Below are 13,342 nucleotides of genomic sequence, written 5' to 3' on the forward strand. Positions count from 1 at the left end.
CTCTTATGTTCGAATACATCCATTCTCTAAATCCATCTTGGAAAATAGACAAGCCAAACGAATTTAAAGAACAAACACAGCAAGTTATACATCGTTTCCTTTTTAGTCACATACCAACTAAACACAAAAGTATCTCCCCAAAAGATATTGACGATGCACTAAGACAGGAAAGACAAGAATTTACCTCATCGCTGATAAAAGATAGAGTTCAAAACAATCAATTACCATTCCTTATGGAAAAAATAATTAATCGGGACCACCATTTTATAATCTCAAAAGGTGGACGCCCTAGATCGACAAACACAATTTCTTACAACGATCCATATAAAAATCCTTTTATCAGTTACTTTTGTTATTATGGAATTGACAGTCATCCAACTGGCAATAAACTATTTGATGATATTTATAGAAACATTACTGAGTTACTAAAAGACAAACTACAGAACGATCAGGATATTAATCTTGATTTTCTAAATACGTTAATTCCAGTTATAGAACGGCATTATGAAAATTTTCCACACACAGAAAATGGCAACAAAATTTTAGAATTAGCAGAAAAAACTAGAAGAAATATTCTGTATTTGTAACCTCTGGTATAATAAGTTTCATGTCAGAAAGATTCCACAATCCTATCCACTGGCGATTAAATTCTCAAAGATATCGTCTCGAAGGAGTTCGTTACATAAACGGAGAAATAAGTCTTCAAACAAAATATAAATCTATCGATCAAAAACCAACACAAAAATTATCTAATTTAGTGACTTCGTCCTCCAAATAATTTTATTGTAAACAATATAATTTGTAATCATAACTATTACAATTGCACCCAAATAAAACGCATTAATAATTAATTTGTTTCCGTTTGCAACTCCTTCTCCAATTTTCAAAATTACAAATTGAATTCCAAGAGCTATAAAACTTGTTAAATTAAACTGTATAAACTTCCAAATTATTTTTACTCCTTTTACTTGATCAGACTTAAAAGTCCAAATATTATTTAAAGTAAAGTTGGAAATTACTGCAAGTTCTCCTCCAAGAAGAGTAGCAATTGATGGTGATAAAACTTTTGTAAAAACTCCCAAAACTTCAAAAACAACTGTTTGTATAACAAATCCAATTCCTCCAACAACAGCAAATTTTAAAAACTTTTGTTTATCTTTTATTCCAAGTATTATTGCAACGCGAAATGTGGAAATCATTTCTTTGTAATTAAATTTCGATTTTTCTTTTGTTCGTGATGCAAATTCAAGTGGCACTTCAACAGTTTTTTTAGATAATTTCAAAGATTGATAAAGCAAATCGACCTTATAAGCAAAACGGTTTAGTTCCATTAAATTATCTAAATCAATTTTATCTAAAATTCCTTTTACTTTTGAAAGTCTAAATCCAGTTGTAAGATCATGAATTTTGAAATTTAAAAGTGCCAAACGAATAAATAAATTTCCAAAAAAACTAGTTGCCTTTCTTGTTGTTTCCCATTCTTTTGGAACACTTCCGCCTGGGATATATCGCGATCCAATTACATAATCTGCTCCATTTAAATATGCCCCAACCATAGGCTTTACAAAGCGCGGAGGATGTTGAAAATCTGCATCCATTTCAAGAACGCCATCAGCTTTCATTTCACTCATTGCATGTTTAAATCCGCTAACGTATGCCCATCCAAGTCCTTTATTTTCTTGCTGAATTATTTTTACGTTTTTGTATTTTTTAGAATATTTTTCGACTGCCTCAGTCATTCCGTCAGTTGAATGATTATCAACAATTAGAAGTTGCATATCAGCTTTAATTGTTGGAAATTCTTTCTTAACCAAAGTCTCAATCATTTCCGAAATATTTCCTGCTTCGTTCCAGGCAGGCATAACAATTACGATTTTGTCCATAGTTCAAGTATAATATAGTATGGTTAAAATTGATATTCTAACTCTTTTCCCAAATATGTTTGTTGGTCCATTTGATGAATCAATGTTGCTTGCTGCAAAGAAAAAAGAATTAGTCGAAATAAATATTTATGATTTAAGAAAATGGGCAATTGACGCTCGTGGTAGTGTAGATGATAAAACATACGGCGGCGGTAAAGGAATGTTAATTAGAGTTGATGTAGTTGATGCTGCTCTAAAAGAAATTAAAAATAAAAATTCAAAAGTAATTTTGTTAGACGCGGCTGGTGTAAAGTTTACACAAAAAAAGGCAGTTAATTTATCAAAAGAAAAACATCTAATATTAATTTGTGGCCACTATGAAGGAATTGATCACAGAGTTCACGAAAATTTAGTTGATGAAATAATTTCCATTGGCGATTATGTTTTAACTGGCGGAGAAATCCCTGCAATGGTAATTACCGATGCAATTACCCGTTTAATTCCAGGAGTTCTTGAAATTGAAGCGACTCAAAAAGAAAGCCACACAATTGAAGGAGTTTTAGAATATCCACAATACACACGCCCCGATAATTACAACGGTTGGGTTGTTCCAGAAATTTTAAAATCTGGAAATCATGCAGAAATTGAAAAGTGGCGAATATCTAATCAGAAGAAAAATAGTTAGCTTTTTTGACTAGAAACTATTTCTACTCTCAAATCAAAAGTGTCACCATTATGAATTTCTACCAATCCATTTTCAGGATCATTAATAACAACTTTATTCCCGGGAAGAATCATCATCCCAAATTCTCTACCTTTTGAGTCACGAGCTTTCAAAACAAGATGACCGAAAGCTTCATCATCCATTTGTACAAAAAATTTACGATCACCCTCAATTGCCATAAAGTGGCCCATAATAACACTATGTGTGTTTATCTGCAACTGAGCTTGCTCCCCAACTGTATGGTTTCGTTTTTGCATTATATCCCATTCCATTCACCATTCCCACAAGTTCTTTAATCATTTCGCGTGTTTTCCCGTTTGGCCCAACATCAACATGAATTTCAAAATTATATTTATCTTTTTCAATTCTCTCACGAATCACTGGAACAATAATTGCAGCAGCTGAAAGGCTTCGTGCAGTTTCTTCATAAATTCTGTCTCTTAAAACTGGAGCTTTCTTAATAGTTTCTCTTTTCCAAAAATATCTTGCTCCATATCCATGACGGTGAACTACGATTGCAGTAACAAAGTCACATTCTGCGCCAGTTTTGCTGTGTTTTATTTGCGAATCAGATCCAATAATTACACTGTAAAGACTTTTCGAGTCGCTATCAACAAATTCTGCAATTTGTTCAACAATTTTACGAAAAGTTACAGATCCGTTTGTCGGACTATAAAAACCGTTTTTGTCCAGATCTGAAGTCATGATCTATAGATTATAGCAACTAAAGTTACAAATCCAATCAAAGAGAACATCGCATATTCAATCAAGATCTGCAAATTTAAATCTTTTTTAATAAAGTGATGTATTATTCCCCATACAAAATAAGAAAAGCTTGATGCTGTCACAACAGCAAGTTGAAAATCTTTATTATAAGAAAATGCAAAAAAACCAATAACTGTCGCAATTAGAATTCCTCCCAAACTAAAATAATCAGATAAGTGTTTTGTCACAAAATTCTCCCAACACCAATAAATATTAAAATAATTAATATCATTCCCAAAAATGCAATATGTGCTGGATAATGCCCTGCAACTCTAAAAATTTTACGTCTATTAATTAAAAATCCATCAACAGCAACAACTAGAATTAAAATCCCTACAAGTGAAAGAGAAATTATTTTTGTTAAATCAAAAGGCGTTACTTTACTTGACGCAACCAAAGTTTGAGGAATTAAACTCGCCACGGGAGTTACGACAGGAGTCGGAGTTGGCAAGACTGCCGCAATCACAGCCTGAGGCGTAGCGCCGGCTGACACAGTCGCTTTTGGTTTTGTTGTTGGGCTAGGTGTAAGTGTTGCTGCAGCAACTGGTTGAACTGGCAGCGCATCTCCCAATTTTGTTCCAAAAAATTGGACAATAATAGTTGTATCAACTCCGTTCAAATTTCCTTCAACAACCCCAATTCCAATATCTTTATAATTTGGACTAAGCATGTTTTCTCGATGTGTTGGCGAATTCATCCATGCAGTAACAGCGCTTTGTGCATCTGGAAAATCCCTCGCCAAATTTTCTCCAGCATACTGATAACTATATCCTTGCGCAACAAAAAAAGCCCAGGGTTGTGTGCCATCCGGTGCAACATGAGCCCAATATTGTTCTTTAAGCATATTCTGTCCTTTTGCAAGCGCTCCTGCATCAAGTTCAGGATTATCTGTCAAATCCCCTAAACCGTTTTGTTCTCTTTGAACATTTGTTAATCTTTCAACTTCAGATGGAGATATATTTGCAGCATAGCCTAAAACCTGACCGCTTTTATGACTTGTAATTTGTAAAGTAAATTGAAATATAAGAATTCCAAAAACAATTAATAAAAGAGATGAAGAATGTAGAATTTTTGCTTTGTGATTATTACTAACTCTCGGAACAAAAAGGTGGGCAAGTGCTTCCATTACTACTCAGCATACACTACCAGTCGCTTTTGATCAAAGCTGCCATCACAGGTATAAAGCGTTAAGCGGTTTTGTGTTCCAAGCACAGCATTTACATCCGTTGGCAAGACTGCATGTACCTGTGTAACTTTATAAATTATCCATTTGTTTGTATATATATCAATTTCATCTCCTGGTTTTAGATTTTTTAAATTAGCAAAAAGCCCAACTCTGTCATGTGCATACATAATTGTATTACCTTTTCCAGGAAGTGCTGAAGAACTAAGCCAAGCAACTCTGTCATCAAAAAGCTGCCACTCATTTCCCTTTAAAATCGCAGGTGATATTGCCAAATCCAAATTTATTTTAGAAATTTTTATATCAGTCGGGCTATTTGAGATAGTTGAAATAGTTGTTGGTTGCGGTTTGGTCCATTGCAAACTTGGATTAGTAAGTGCAAAAACAGCTGCTCCAATATAAACTGCAATTATTAATTTAAAGAGAATATTTTTTGATAACAAAGAAGGTAACTCCTGCAGCAATTATACCAAGAATAAATCTCGGCATTATTAAATCAGAATCTGTTGACGCTAAAACTGAAGTGCTAGCTCCTAAAACTTGTCCATTAGAGCTTGGTTGGCATCCATTTACAGAAAGTACATCAAAATAATATTTTAATTTCGGATTAAGTGAATTAATTGTATAACTTGTTACATTTCCAGTATCTGGCACTCCAAACTCTTCGCTACCAGGATCTGTTCCGTAAAAAATCACATAATGATTTGCCATATCAATTTTTGTCCAGGTTATTGTCGCTTTTGTTCCAATTTGTTTAACAGAAGTAATTATTGGCTTTGCAGGAACTGGATCTGTACAAACTGGTGCTCCAACATTTCCGTTTGGAGGAGTTGAATTATTTGGTGTGGAAGTTGGCTGTGTCGTTGGAGTTGGTGTTGGCACAAAAGTCGGCGTAGGAGTTGGTGTACTACATCCGCAAGTTATATCAAGCTCCACATCAGCTTTTACTATGTTTTTATTTGCAGCATGAACTGCAAGTATTGTAAGGAGGGCAGCTACCAAAATTAATGATAGCTTTCGCATAAAAGGATTATAAATGAACTAATAATTAATATCAAGCTCAAGAGCTTTTTTGTTCACAGGAATTTTCAATACATAAGCAAGGGTATTAGCAACAGCTACTCCAACTCTTATTCCAGTAAAACTTCCAGGCCCAGTTGCAACAGTTATTTCAGAAATATCTTTAATATCTTTCTTTTCTTTTTTTAATGTTTCTTCAATAAAAGGCAAAAGCTTCTGTGATGAATTTTCTCTTGCATTTGTCTCAAATTTTTTATCATCTAAACCGATAATTATTTTTTCTCTATCAGTTGTGTCAATAAATAGTTTCATTCTGTGATTGTAATTTTCCTTTCATTTTCATTAACATTCTCAAAATTAATAAATATAGTTTCTTTTGGTAAAATGCTTTTGACCTTCTCAGCCCACTCAATTGCAACAATATTATTTTTTTGTTTCCAGATATCAAAAAGTCCAAGTTCTTCAACTTGTCTTTCCACATTATTTTCGAGTCTATATAAATCCAAGTGATAAAAACTCCCATACCTTCTCATCAAAATAAAAGTTGGGGATTGTATTCTGTTTTTTATTCCAAGTCCTTTAGCCAAACCTTGCACAAAAACAGTCTTACCAGAACCAAGATCTCCAGAAAGCGCTATTGTTTGTGTTCCCGCCGACAGGCGAATTAAATCAGATCCAATTTTTTCGCCAAGTCTAAAAGTTTCTTCGGCATTTTTGGTAATAATTTCCATACTATTAAAACTCCGGCAGTCGCCCCTATTGTATCAATAAAAACATCGCGAAGGCGAGTCGTACGATGTGCTGTAAAGCTTTGATGAAATTCATCAGTAAATCCATAAAATCCTGCAATTAAAATTGCATAAATGACAGCTTCTGTAACATTTATTTTTTCCTGCCTCAAAGCTCTAAATAAAAGCACAGCAAGTATTGCATATTCAATTACATGTGCAGTTTTATGAGCTGCAAAATCCACTGTTACGTTATTTGTTACCGTCGGTGAGCTTACAGAAGATCCGGAAAAAATTGCAATCATCCAGATAATTATTGGCAAATAAAACCATAGAAATTTATTCTTACTAAGTTTAGCGAACATGTATTTTAGTATATATTAGATAAGCTCCCATTCCAATCAAAAATAAACCGATTGCAAAAATACTAGCTGCAAAAAATGGAAAATTATTTTTGGGAATTTCTTGAACGCTCTCAATACTTGGAATTGGAGTATTCGAAATTTGTTTTTGTGTTTCATCGGCTAAAATTTCAGGAGGGTTTGTCTTCAAAATTACTTCTTCTGGAATTGTAGTTGGGATAATTGTATCTAAAATAGTAGCAACTGGAGTTTGTGTTTGTGTTACTGCTGAAGGCGAAATACTTGGAGTTTGCAAAACATAATTAATATTTACAACTACGTTTTGCTCGCTATCATCAGCCGCGTTTCCCGATTGTGTATATCTTTTTATTTTCAAATCATAATTTCCAGGTCCTAAATAATTATTTGAATTATCTATCCTTCCTTGAATCATTGCAGAGGTGCTTGCAGACTTTATTTCAACGGGTAAATAAGATAGTCCATCAGTTCCCCCATACCAATCTTTGTTATTAAAAGTTTCTCCGAAATAATTATTTGTTCCATCCTTAAAGAGTTCGATTCTTAAATAATTTGTCCCGGATTTTGCGCCGTTTATTGTTACATCAACATTAAATGCATCAGAAGAAATAGTTTGCGGAAAACTATTAATGACTATCGAAGGCATTAATTTATACTAACACTATCAACTTCAAAAATTGAGGAAATGGAATAATGATCAGTAAAATTTAAATTTTTCCCGTTTGGTAAATATGGATCATTCATTACATAATTTCCATTACTTCCAGATTTTATAACCACAAAATGAGTTCCTCCATATGCATGAATTCCAACCACTACTGGGTTTCCTGTTGAAAGTGTTGAATCAATAGAAGAAACAGCACGAGTTGCTGTAACTCCATCAGCATGAATCACATAATTTAAATAAGCAGGGTAATAAGATGCAAAATTTGTTGGGTCAGAATTAATTGTTATTGGGGTAACGCTTTTATGCCCATAATGAGTCAGAATCATCGCCATCGAAGTAACCAAACATCCGTCAGATGCAATTGTGTATTGCGTTCCGTTTAATGGCAAAGATCCCCAGCTTGTATCACGCTGATTATAATAACATCCCCAGCTGTCAGAACAATCAGTTTGATTAGAAAGAAGTCCGCTCCCTCCAGCGCTTGCAGTAAATTTACTAAACGCTGCAAGTTGTGTTTGAGCTTGAGCAAGTAGTTTTTGATAATTCGCTTCGCTTCCTTGTGTTTGTGTCAAAAGCGCCTGTTTTTGAGACTTTTGTGTATTTAAACTATTTTCATCAGCTTGCAATTGTGTTTGTAAATCTTCAGATTGCTGTTTAGAATTTTCATAAGTTGTTTGTGCTGATTGCAATCTTGTAAGCAAAGTTTGGTCGCTAGCCTGTGCTTCTTGCAAATAATGAAACTTTGAGAGTGCATCATTTAAATCAGCTGACGATAAAATCAAATAAGTTGGTTCATTTGTTCGTGCCATTTCGTAAGTTGCAACAGCGCGCGCTGAAAATGCTTTCGTTAAATCATTCAAAGAACTTTGCACTTCTCCAATTCTTCCAGTTAATAAATTAATTTCATCTTCAGTTTGAGTAATTTTGAGTTCTGTCAAAGTAATTTGCGCATTAAATTGTGCAATTTGGTTCGATAATGTATTTGCTTGTCCGGCTAAAGTTGAAAGTTTTTGCTGATATTGTGTTATTTCATCTCGTATACATCCTTCGTCATTTGGATCACAATCTGCAAGTACAACGCTTTTTGTTGCAAAGAAAAATAAAGGCAAAATCAATAACAATAAAATCTTTTTCCGCATTACTTAGAAAGAGCTCGAGTTACTGCAGTAAATCCTCCCAAAAACGCAATAATAAAACCAATAAGAAGCTCGCCGCCAAACACAACTAAATTCAATTCAAAAAATTGCTGGGTATTATGTGGTAATACTGGAATTTGTGCAAAGTAGGAAATAATTGCAGGGCTGACATACAAAATCAAAATTAGTGCAAGGACCCAACCCAAAATAACTCCAATTGTTACATAAATAATTGCCTCAAGCATAATTGGAGTTCGTATAAAAGAGGAAGTTGCTCCCATTATTCTCAAAGTATCTATTTCCCCTTTTTTAGTAGCAATTCTCATACTTACAATCACCATCAAAACCAAAAATGAAGTGAACGCTAAAACAAACGCAAGTACTAATCCTCCAACTCTTATATAAAAAGTTATTTTAGTTAATCTGCTTATAACAGAACTCGCGCTTTCCCCTCCAATTGCAGCAGTAAATGAAACAGAGTCTACCGTCGGCTCTTTCTTTACTGAATTAATAATATTTTGCGCATCGCTTAAATCTTTTACAGAAAACTCCAAACTTGCAGGAAAAATAGAAGGAGAAACAAGCTGCCCAAGAAGCGGATTATCGCTTGTCGCATTTTTATAAATAGTAAGTGCATCTTCTTTGGAAACATATTTCAAATCTCTTATTCGCGAATCATTTCCAAGTTTAGTTTGTAAAGCGTTCACATCAGTATCTTTTGCATCAGTTTTCAAAAACACAATAATTTGCGGTTTTGTTTCAAAATAATTTAAAACTTGTGCAGAAGAATAAATTAAAATCGAAAATATTGTTGCAACAAAAAAAGTAACAGTCAAAACTAAAATCGCAGCAACCCCCTGGAAAGGTGATCGGCGTATATTTGATAGAGCAGTTTTTAAATACATCTATTTGCTTTCTACTTTCCCGTCAACTAATTTTATAGTTCTTTTCTTCATTTTTTTAATTATCGTTAAGTTGTGGCTTGTAACAATAATTGTTTTGCCGGCTTTATTAATCTTATCAAGAAGTTCCATTATAACTTCGCTTGTTTCCCAGTCAAGATTTCCAGTTGGTTCATCAGCAAAAATTATTTTTGGGTCCGTTGACATTGCTCGCGCAATAGCAACTCTCTGCAATTCTCCTCCTGATAACTGTGCTGGGAAAAGCTCACTGCGGTTTGCTAGCCCAACAAGTTTAAGTACTTCTTTTTTACGAGTTTCCCATTCAGATTTCGGAACTCCTTTGATAGCAAGCGCCATTTCAATGTTTTCCCCCACAGTTTTTTCTTTCAAAAGTTTAAAATCCTGAAATACAACTCCAATCGATTGGCGAAGAACTGGAATTTTGCTTTTGGAAAGTTTAGTTATATCAATTCCATCAAACATTATTTTTCCGCTTGTTGCCGGAAATTCTCTCAAAAGTAATCTTAAAACTGTCGTTTTTCCGCTTCCCGAAGGGCCAATAATAAAAACAAATTCTCCCTTTTCAATTTTAAAAGAAACATCATTAAGAGCGCTTATTCGTCCAAAATTTTTACTGACGTTTACAAATTCAACCATTCTCCTTAATGCTAACACATGAAGCAAACTACTGCACTACTTGTATTCGCACAACATCCATAAGCCACGGAGCGTAATGCGCTGAAAGTGTATCTCCCCAAACTTTCACTTTCTTCCCAACAAACTGGCTCATATCAACTGTAATTGAATTTAAATAAACCATGTGTTGTGGCCCATTTCCAGAATCCAAGTGGTATGTCCCTTCTCCTTTGATTCCCCCAGTCATCAAAATTCCAGTTGGCATTTTATTACTGTCATATTTTGAAACATCGGTAATTCCAGCTTCAGTCGGGGACACAGTTACACTTGAATTTTTGGTATTTGGATTAGGAGTCTTGGCATTTTTCTTAGAAACCAAAAATCCAACAGCAAGCCCTACTATTATTATAATGATGGCTCCGCCAATCATCATTGGCATTATATTTGAAGATTTAACAGGTTTAACTATATTGGAAGAACTATTGTTCTCCATAGCCCAATATACCACTATTTACAAAATTGTAAAATAAAAAAGATTATGTTAATATCGATTTATAAATGTCAAAACAAGAACGACCAATAAATACTGAAGTGGACGAAATATATAATCTTTTTTATCCAAACGATCAAACCCCAGTTGCTAGTTCTATACCCGAATTAAAAATAACAGAATTCTGTAGAAATTGTGATTGGTACAAAGCAGAAACAAATGGATGTCAAATCGTTGACAGTAACGACCAAGCAAGATACGCACTAAGAAGGTGGTGTGGATGGGCAAATGTAAACGGCAAACGCGGAGAAATGACAGAAGAAGGTTTTAAACCATACAAAGAATAAATTTATAACTTCAACTCAGCCTCTATAAATAGATCAATATCTCCATCCAAAACCGCTTCAGTATTTCCTGTTTCAATTTCTGTCCTTGTATCCTTCACCAATTTATAAGGATGGAGTACATAATTGCGAATCTGTGTTCCCCAAGTTGCTGGATGATAATCTCCTTTTAAATCTTTTTCATTTTTTGCTTCCTCTTCTTTTTTTCTCGCCCAAAGTCTTGAACGAAGCAAATTCATTGCAATTTTTCTATTTTGTTCCTGAAAACGTTCTGTTTGAGCAGTCACCACAATTCCAGTTGGTTTATGTGTTAGTCGCACAGCAGTAGAAACTTTATTAACATTTTGCCCTCCATGTCCTCCGCTTCTAAAAAATTGAATATCAAGGTCATCATCTTTTATTTCAATATCTGGCAAATCAACTTCTTCAAATTCAGGTAATACCTCAACCAACGAAAAAGAAGTTTGTCTTAATTTATCTGCATTAAAAGGCGATTGTCTTACAAGTCGGTGTGTCCCCGCTTCTCCTTTTAAATATCCATATGCATAATTTCCCATCACATTTATAACAATGCTTTTTATTCCCGCTTCTTCTCCATCAGTCTGGTCAATCACATCAGCCCTCCATCCCTTTCTCTCAAAAAATCTTAAATACATGCGAGTAAGCATAGAAGTCCAGTCCATGGCCTCAGTTCCCCCCTGCCCGGCATGAATTGAAAGTGTGGCATTTTTCTTATCATTTGGCCCGCTTAAATATTTTTTCAAAACTAATTTATCAAATCTCACTCGCACCTTCTTTAGTTCTTCGTTTACATCTTCTGAATTTGAAAGTTCATTTATAATTTTTATTTCTTCATCAAGATTTTTTACTTCATCAACTTCAGTTTTTAAATCAGAAATGTTTTGCATAAGAGTCTTAGCTTTACCCTGATCATTCCATAAATTTGGATCAAGTGATTCTTCAGTAAGTTTTTTTAAAGTTTCCTCTTTTTGAGAAAGATTATATGACTTCTTAAATTCATCAAATTCCTGTATTAATTCTTGCATGATTGAAGTATATCAAAATATATTTGTAAATAATTAAATTAATGCTATTATTCAAAAAATGTCAGCAAATGAACTAGACAGATTATCTATGCAAGAAGAACAAATCAAAAAAGTTCTTACCCAATTGCAAAACCAAAAACCACTCTCTCAAGCAGATTTCATATCAACAATATCTATAGTAAATGAACTTTTTGAATCAAGACAATCATTCTGTTATAAAACAATAGGAGCTTTTTCAGCAGCATCACTACTTGGAATGATAAAACCGGAACCAGACATAGAATTAGCAAAAAAATTAATATGGATAAAATCAAAGGCTCAAGCTTATTATGAAACAACACCAGGAATTCAAAAAACAGACCACTTATTAACAATGACAATGTGGAAATATTTAATTTCTGGAGCTTCACAACGACACTAATTTATTTAATCTTTGGCCAGCAAGCTTTTGGCACATTTAACTCCTCAAGAAACTGTGTATGTTCATATTGAAGCATATTTTTTATAATCGAATTCTTAGTTGTAATTGTTTTTCCATTTACTAGTAAAAATCCATCAGTAATTAAAATCATAATTAACCCAACAAAAAGTCCGCCTGCAAAAACAGGTATTGACCAGCTCAAAAAATTCCGAACAATGTAAGCAATAACCAGAATAAGTACAAAAAATAAAATAATAATTGCTGCTGCTTGCCATACATCCGGAGCAACCTTAATACTCTCAAGGTGAAGCTTCATAGCTTCAATATATCACAATTATGGAGTTGCAGTCGGTTCTGAAGTATCAGTTGGGCTTGCAGAAGCAGTATCGCCTTTTCGTGTTCCAGTTGTAATCTGAATATCAGTTCCTGATGGCAAGGCAGAACTATCAGTAGACACACTTGTATACATGTCATTTAATGTAGAATTAATTTCAGTAACAACATCCTGCGACACATTTGGCCCAAAGTCTACAGTTGTAGTTGTTGCATTTTGGCTATCTGCATTTCCAGTTGTCACGTTTGTATATCCAAGTGTTTTAAGTTTATCAGCTAAAATTCCTGCTTCCCCGGCAATTCCTGTTCCATTTAGTACTGAAACATTAAGAGCGGTTTTATCAGCTGGAGTTGGTGATGGCGTCGGTACTGGAGTACTAACTGTAGTTAAATCACTTGTTGGTTCTGGAGTTGGTTCGTCAGTCGAAGAACTTCTTGAGCTTTTGAAAACAAAAAATGTTACTCCACCAATAACAACTAAAAATAAAATTAAAATAACAAGCCATTTCCAATTTTTCTTATTTTCTTGTTGCTGAGGAACAGGAGTTGTTCCAGGAAAACCAACTGGTGGTGTTTGTGGATTATTCGTTTCTTCCATTTAAGAGCTAAGTATAAACATCTAATACAATAAATGTCAAATCTGATTAATGTCATTTTTTCTAGAACCACTTGATATTTTTGTTACTATATTTTACAGTGATTATA

Annotated in this window: 23 protein-coding genes; 5 read left to right on the forward strand and 18 right to left on the reverse strand. The window is 34.0% G+C overall.

The features are described from left to right. The first annotated feature begins 5 nt into the window (after positions 1 to 5). Positions 6 to 587, forward strand: coding sequence for a hypothetical protein (locus VG895_03360; protein ID HWA52064.1), 582 nt, complete (start codon positions 6 to 8; stop codon positions 585 to 587). Between the two features lie 20 nt (positions 588 to 607). Continuing rightward, on the forward strand, positions 608 to 778 hold the full coding sequence (locus VG895_03365) for a hypothetical protein (protein ID HWA52065.1): 171 nt from the start codon (positions 608 to 610) through the stop codon (positions 776 to 778). Here the strand turns inward: VG895_03365 and VG895_03370 are convergent. Beyond that, positions 750 to 1,883, reverse strand: coding sequence for a glycosyltransferase (locus VG895_03370; GenBank protein ID HWA52066.1), 1,134 nt, complete (start codon positions 1,881 to 1,883; stop codon positions 750 to 752). The two genes, VG895_03365 and VG895_03370, sit on opposite strands and share 29 nt — an antisense overlap. 19 nt (positions 1,884 to 1,902) lie before the next feature. On the opposite strand from VG895_03370, the gene trmD reads away from it, so the two are divergent. Beyond that, a complete protein-coding gene (gene trmD / locus VG895_03375; GenBank protein ID HWA52067.1) occupies positions 1,903 to 2,547 on the forward strand; it encodes a tRNA (guanosine(37)-N1)-methyltransferase TrmD in 645 nt (214 codons plus the stop codon). Here the strand turns inward: trmD and VG895_03380 are convergent. The 14 genes from VG895_03380 to VG895_03445 are packed head-to-tail and all read right to left on the reverse strand — an operon-like array spanning position 2,544 to position 10,496. Continuing rightward, positions 2,544 to 2,765, reverse strand: a complete 222-nt coding sequence (locus tag VG895_03380) for a hypothetical protein (GenBank protein ID HWA52068.1) — start codon at positions 2,763 to 2,765, stop codon at positions 2,544 to 2,546. The genes trmD and VG895_03380 overlap by 4 nt on opposite strands. Before the next feature lie 19 nt (positions 2,766 to 2,784). Further along, positions 2,785 to 3,291 (reverse strand): ribonuclease H-like YkuK family protein, encoded by a 507-nt coding sequence (locus VG895_03385; GenBank protein ID HWA52069.1) that lies wholly within the window; start codon positions 3,289 to 3,291, stop codon positions 2,785 to 2,787. Then, the gene (locus VG895_03390; GenBank protein HWA52070.1) at positions 3,288 to 3,539 is read right to left on the reverse strand and encodes a hypothetical protein; all 252 of its coding nucleotides are present in this window, start codon (positions 3,537 to 3,539) and stop codon (positions 3,288 to 3,290) included. Before VG895_03390 ends, VG895_03385 begins: the two co-directional genes overlap by 4 nt. Further along, on the reverse strand, positions 3,536 to 4,477 hold the full coding sequence (locus VG895_03395) for a CAP domain-containing protein (GenBank protein HWA52071.1): 942 nt from the start codon (positions 4,475 to 4,477) through the stop codon (positions 3,536 to 3,538). Before VG895_03395 ends, VG895_03390 begins: the two co-directional genes overlap by 4 nt. Before the next feature lie 2 nt (positions 4,478 to 4,479). After that, positions 4,480 to 4,977: a sortase gene (locus VG895_03400; GenBank protein ID HWA52072.1), complete on the reverse strand. Its 498-nt coding sequence runs from the start codon at positions 4,975 to 4,977 to the stop codon at positions 4,480 to 4,482. After that, the gene (locus tag VG895_03405) at positions 4,952 to 5,557 is read right to left on the reverse strand and encodes a fibronectin type III domain-containing protein (protein HWA52073.1); all 606 of its coding nucleotides are present in this window, start codon (positions 5,555 to 5,557) and stop codon (positions 4,952 to 4,954) included. Before VG895_03405 ends, VG895_03400 begins: the two co-directional genes overlap by 26 nt. 18 nt (positions 5,558 to 5,575) lie before the next feature. Then, positions 5,576 to 5,866 (reverse strand): tRNA (adenosine(37)-N6)-threonylcarbamoyltransferase complex dimerization subunit type 1 TsaB, encoded by a 291-nt coding sequence (gene tsaB, locus VG895_03410; protein ID HWA52074.1) that lies wholly within the window; start codon positions 5,864 to 5,866, stop codon positions 5,576 to 5,578. Further along, positions 5,863 to 6,285, reverse strand: a complete 423-nt coding sequence (gene tsaE / locus VG895_03415; GenBank protein HWA52075.1) for a tRNA (adenosine(37)-N6)-threonylcarbamoyltransferase complex ATPase subunit type 1 TsaE — start codon at positions 6,283 to 6,285, stop codon at positions 5,863 to 5,865. Before tsaE ends, tsaB begins: the two co-directional genes overlap by 4 nt. Beyond that, positions 6,219 to 6,587, reverse strand: coding sequence for a VanZ family protein (locus VG895_03420; GenBank protein ID HWA52076.1), 369 nt, complete (start codon positions 6,585 to 6,587; stop codon positions 6,219 to 6,221). Before VG895_03420 ends, tsaE begins: the two co-directional genes overlap by 67 nt. Before the next feature lie 49 nt (positions 6,588 to 6,636). Beyond that, positions 6,637 to 7,308, reverse strand: coding sequence for a hypothetical protein (locus tag VG895_03425; GenBank protein HWA52077.1), 672 nt, complete (start codon positions 7,306 to 7,308; stop codon positions 6,637 to 6,639). Then, on the reverse strand, positions 7,308 to 8,468 hold the full coding sequence (locus tag VG895_03430; GenBank protein HWA52078.1) for a C39 family peptidase: 1,161 nt from the start codon (positions 8,466 to 8,468) through the stop codon (positions 7,308 to 7,310). The genes VG895_03425 and VG895_03430 overlap by 1 nt, the downstream gene beginning before the upstream one ends. After that, positions 8,468 to 9,370 carry a permease-like cell division protein FtsX gene (locus VG895_03435; GenBank protein ID HWA52079.1) on the reverse strand — a complete coding sequence of 301 codons (903 nt, stop codon included), beginning with the start codon at positions 9,368 to 9,370 and terminating at the stop codon, positions 8,468 to 8,470. Before VG895_03435 ends, VG895_03430 begins: the two co-directional genes overlap by 1 nt. Continuing rightward, complete coding sequence (locus VG895_03440) at positions 9,371 to 10,024, reverse strand: ATP-binding cassette domain-containing protein (protein ID HWA52080.1); 654 nt, start codon at positions 10,022 to 10,024, stop codon at positions 9,371 to 9,373. A gap of 28 nt (positions 10,025 to 10,052) precedes the next feature. Next, entirely contained in the window at positions 10,053 to 10,496 is a 444-nt protein-coding gene (locus VG895_03445; GenBank protein HWA52081.1) for a hypothetical protein, read from the reverse strand. Between the two features lie 65 nt (positions 10,497 to 10,561). On the opposite strand from VG895_03445, the gene VG895_03450 reads away from it, so the two are divergent. After that, on the forward strand, positions 10,562 to 10,840 hold the full coding sequence (locus VG895_03450; GenBank protein ID HWA52082.1) for a hypothetical protein: 279 nt from the start codon (positions 10,562 to 10,564) through the stop codon (positions 10,838 to 10,840). A gap of 2 nt (positions 10,841 to 10,842) precedes the next feature. On the opposite strand, the gene prfB is transcribed toward VG895_03450, so the two are convergent. Further along, on the reverse strand, positions 10,843 to 11,883 hold the full coding sequence (prfB, locus tag VG895_03455) for a peptide chain release factor 2 (protein ID HWA52083.1): 1,041 nt from the start codon (positions 11,881 to 11,883) through the stop codon (positions 10,843 to 10,845). Positions 11,884 to 11,941: 58 nt separating this feature from the next. Between prfB and VG895_03460 the strand changes: the two genes are divergently transcribed. Continuing rightward, complete coding sequence (locus tag VG895_03460; protein ID HWA52084.1) at positions 11,942 to 12,304, forward strand: hypothetical protein; 363 nt, start codon at positions 11,942 to 11,944, stop codon at positions 12,302 to 12,304. Between the two features lies 1 nt (position 12,305). Here the strand turns inward: VG895_03460 and VG895_03465 are convergent, their stop codons facing one another. Further along, on the reverse strand, positions 12,306 to 12,620 hold the full coding sequence (locus VG895_03465) for a hypothetical protein (protein HWA52085.1): 315 nt from the start codon (positions 12,618 to 12,620) through the stop codon (positions 12,306 to 12,308). Positions 12,621 to 12,638: 18 nt separating this feature from the next. Continuing rightward, positions 12,639 to 13,235, reverse strand: a complete 597-nt coding sequence (locus tag VG895_03470) for a LytR C-terminal domain-containing protein (protein ID HWA52086.1) — start codon at positions 13,233 to 13,235, stop codon at positions 12,639 to 12,641. Between the last annotated feature and the right edge of the window lie 107 nt (positions 13,236 to 13,342).

This window comes from Patescibacteria group bacterium (assembly GCA_035549555.1).
Taxonomy (GTDB): Bacteria; Patescibacteriota; Microgenomatia; order UBA8517; family UBA8517; genus Co84-156.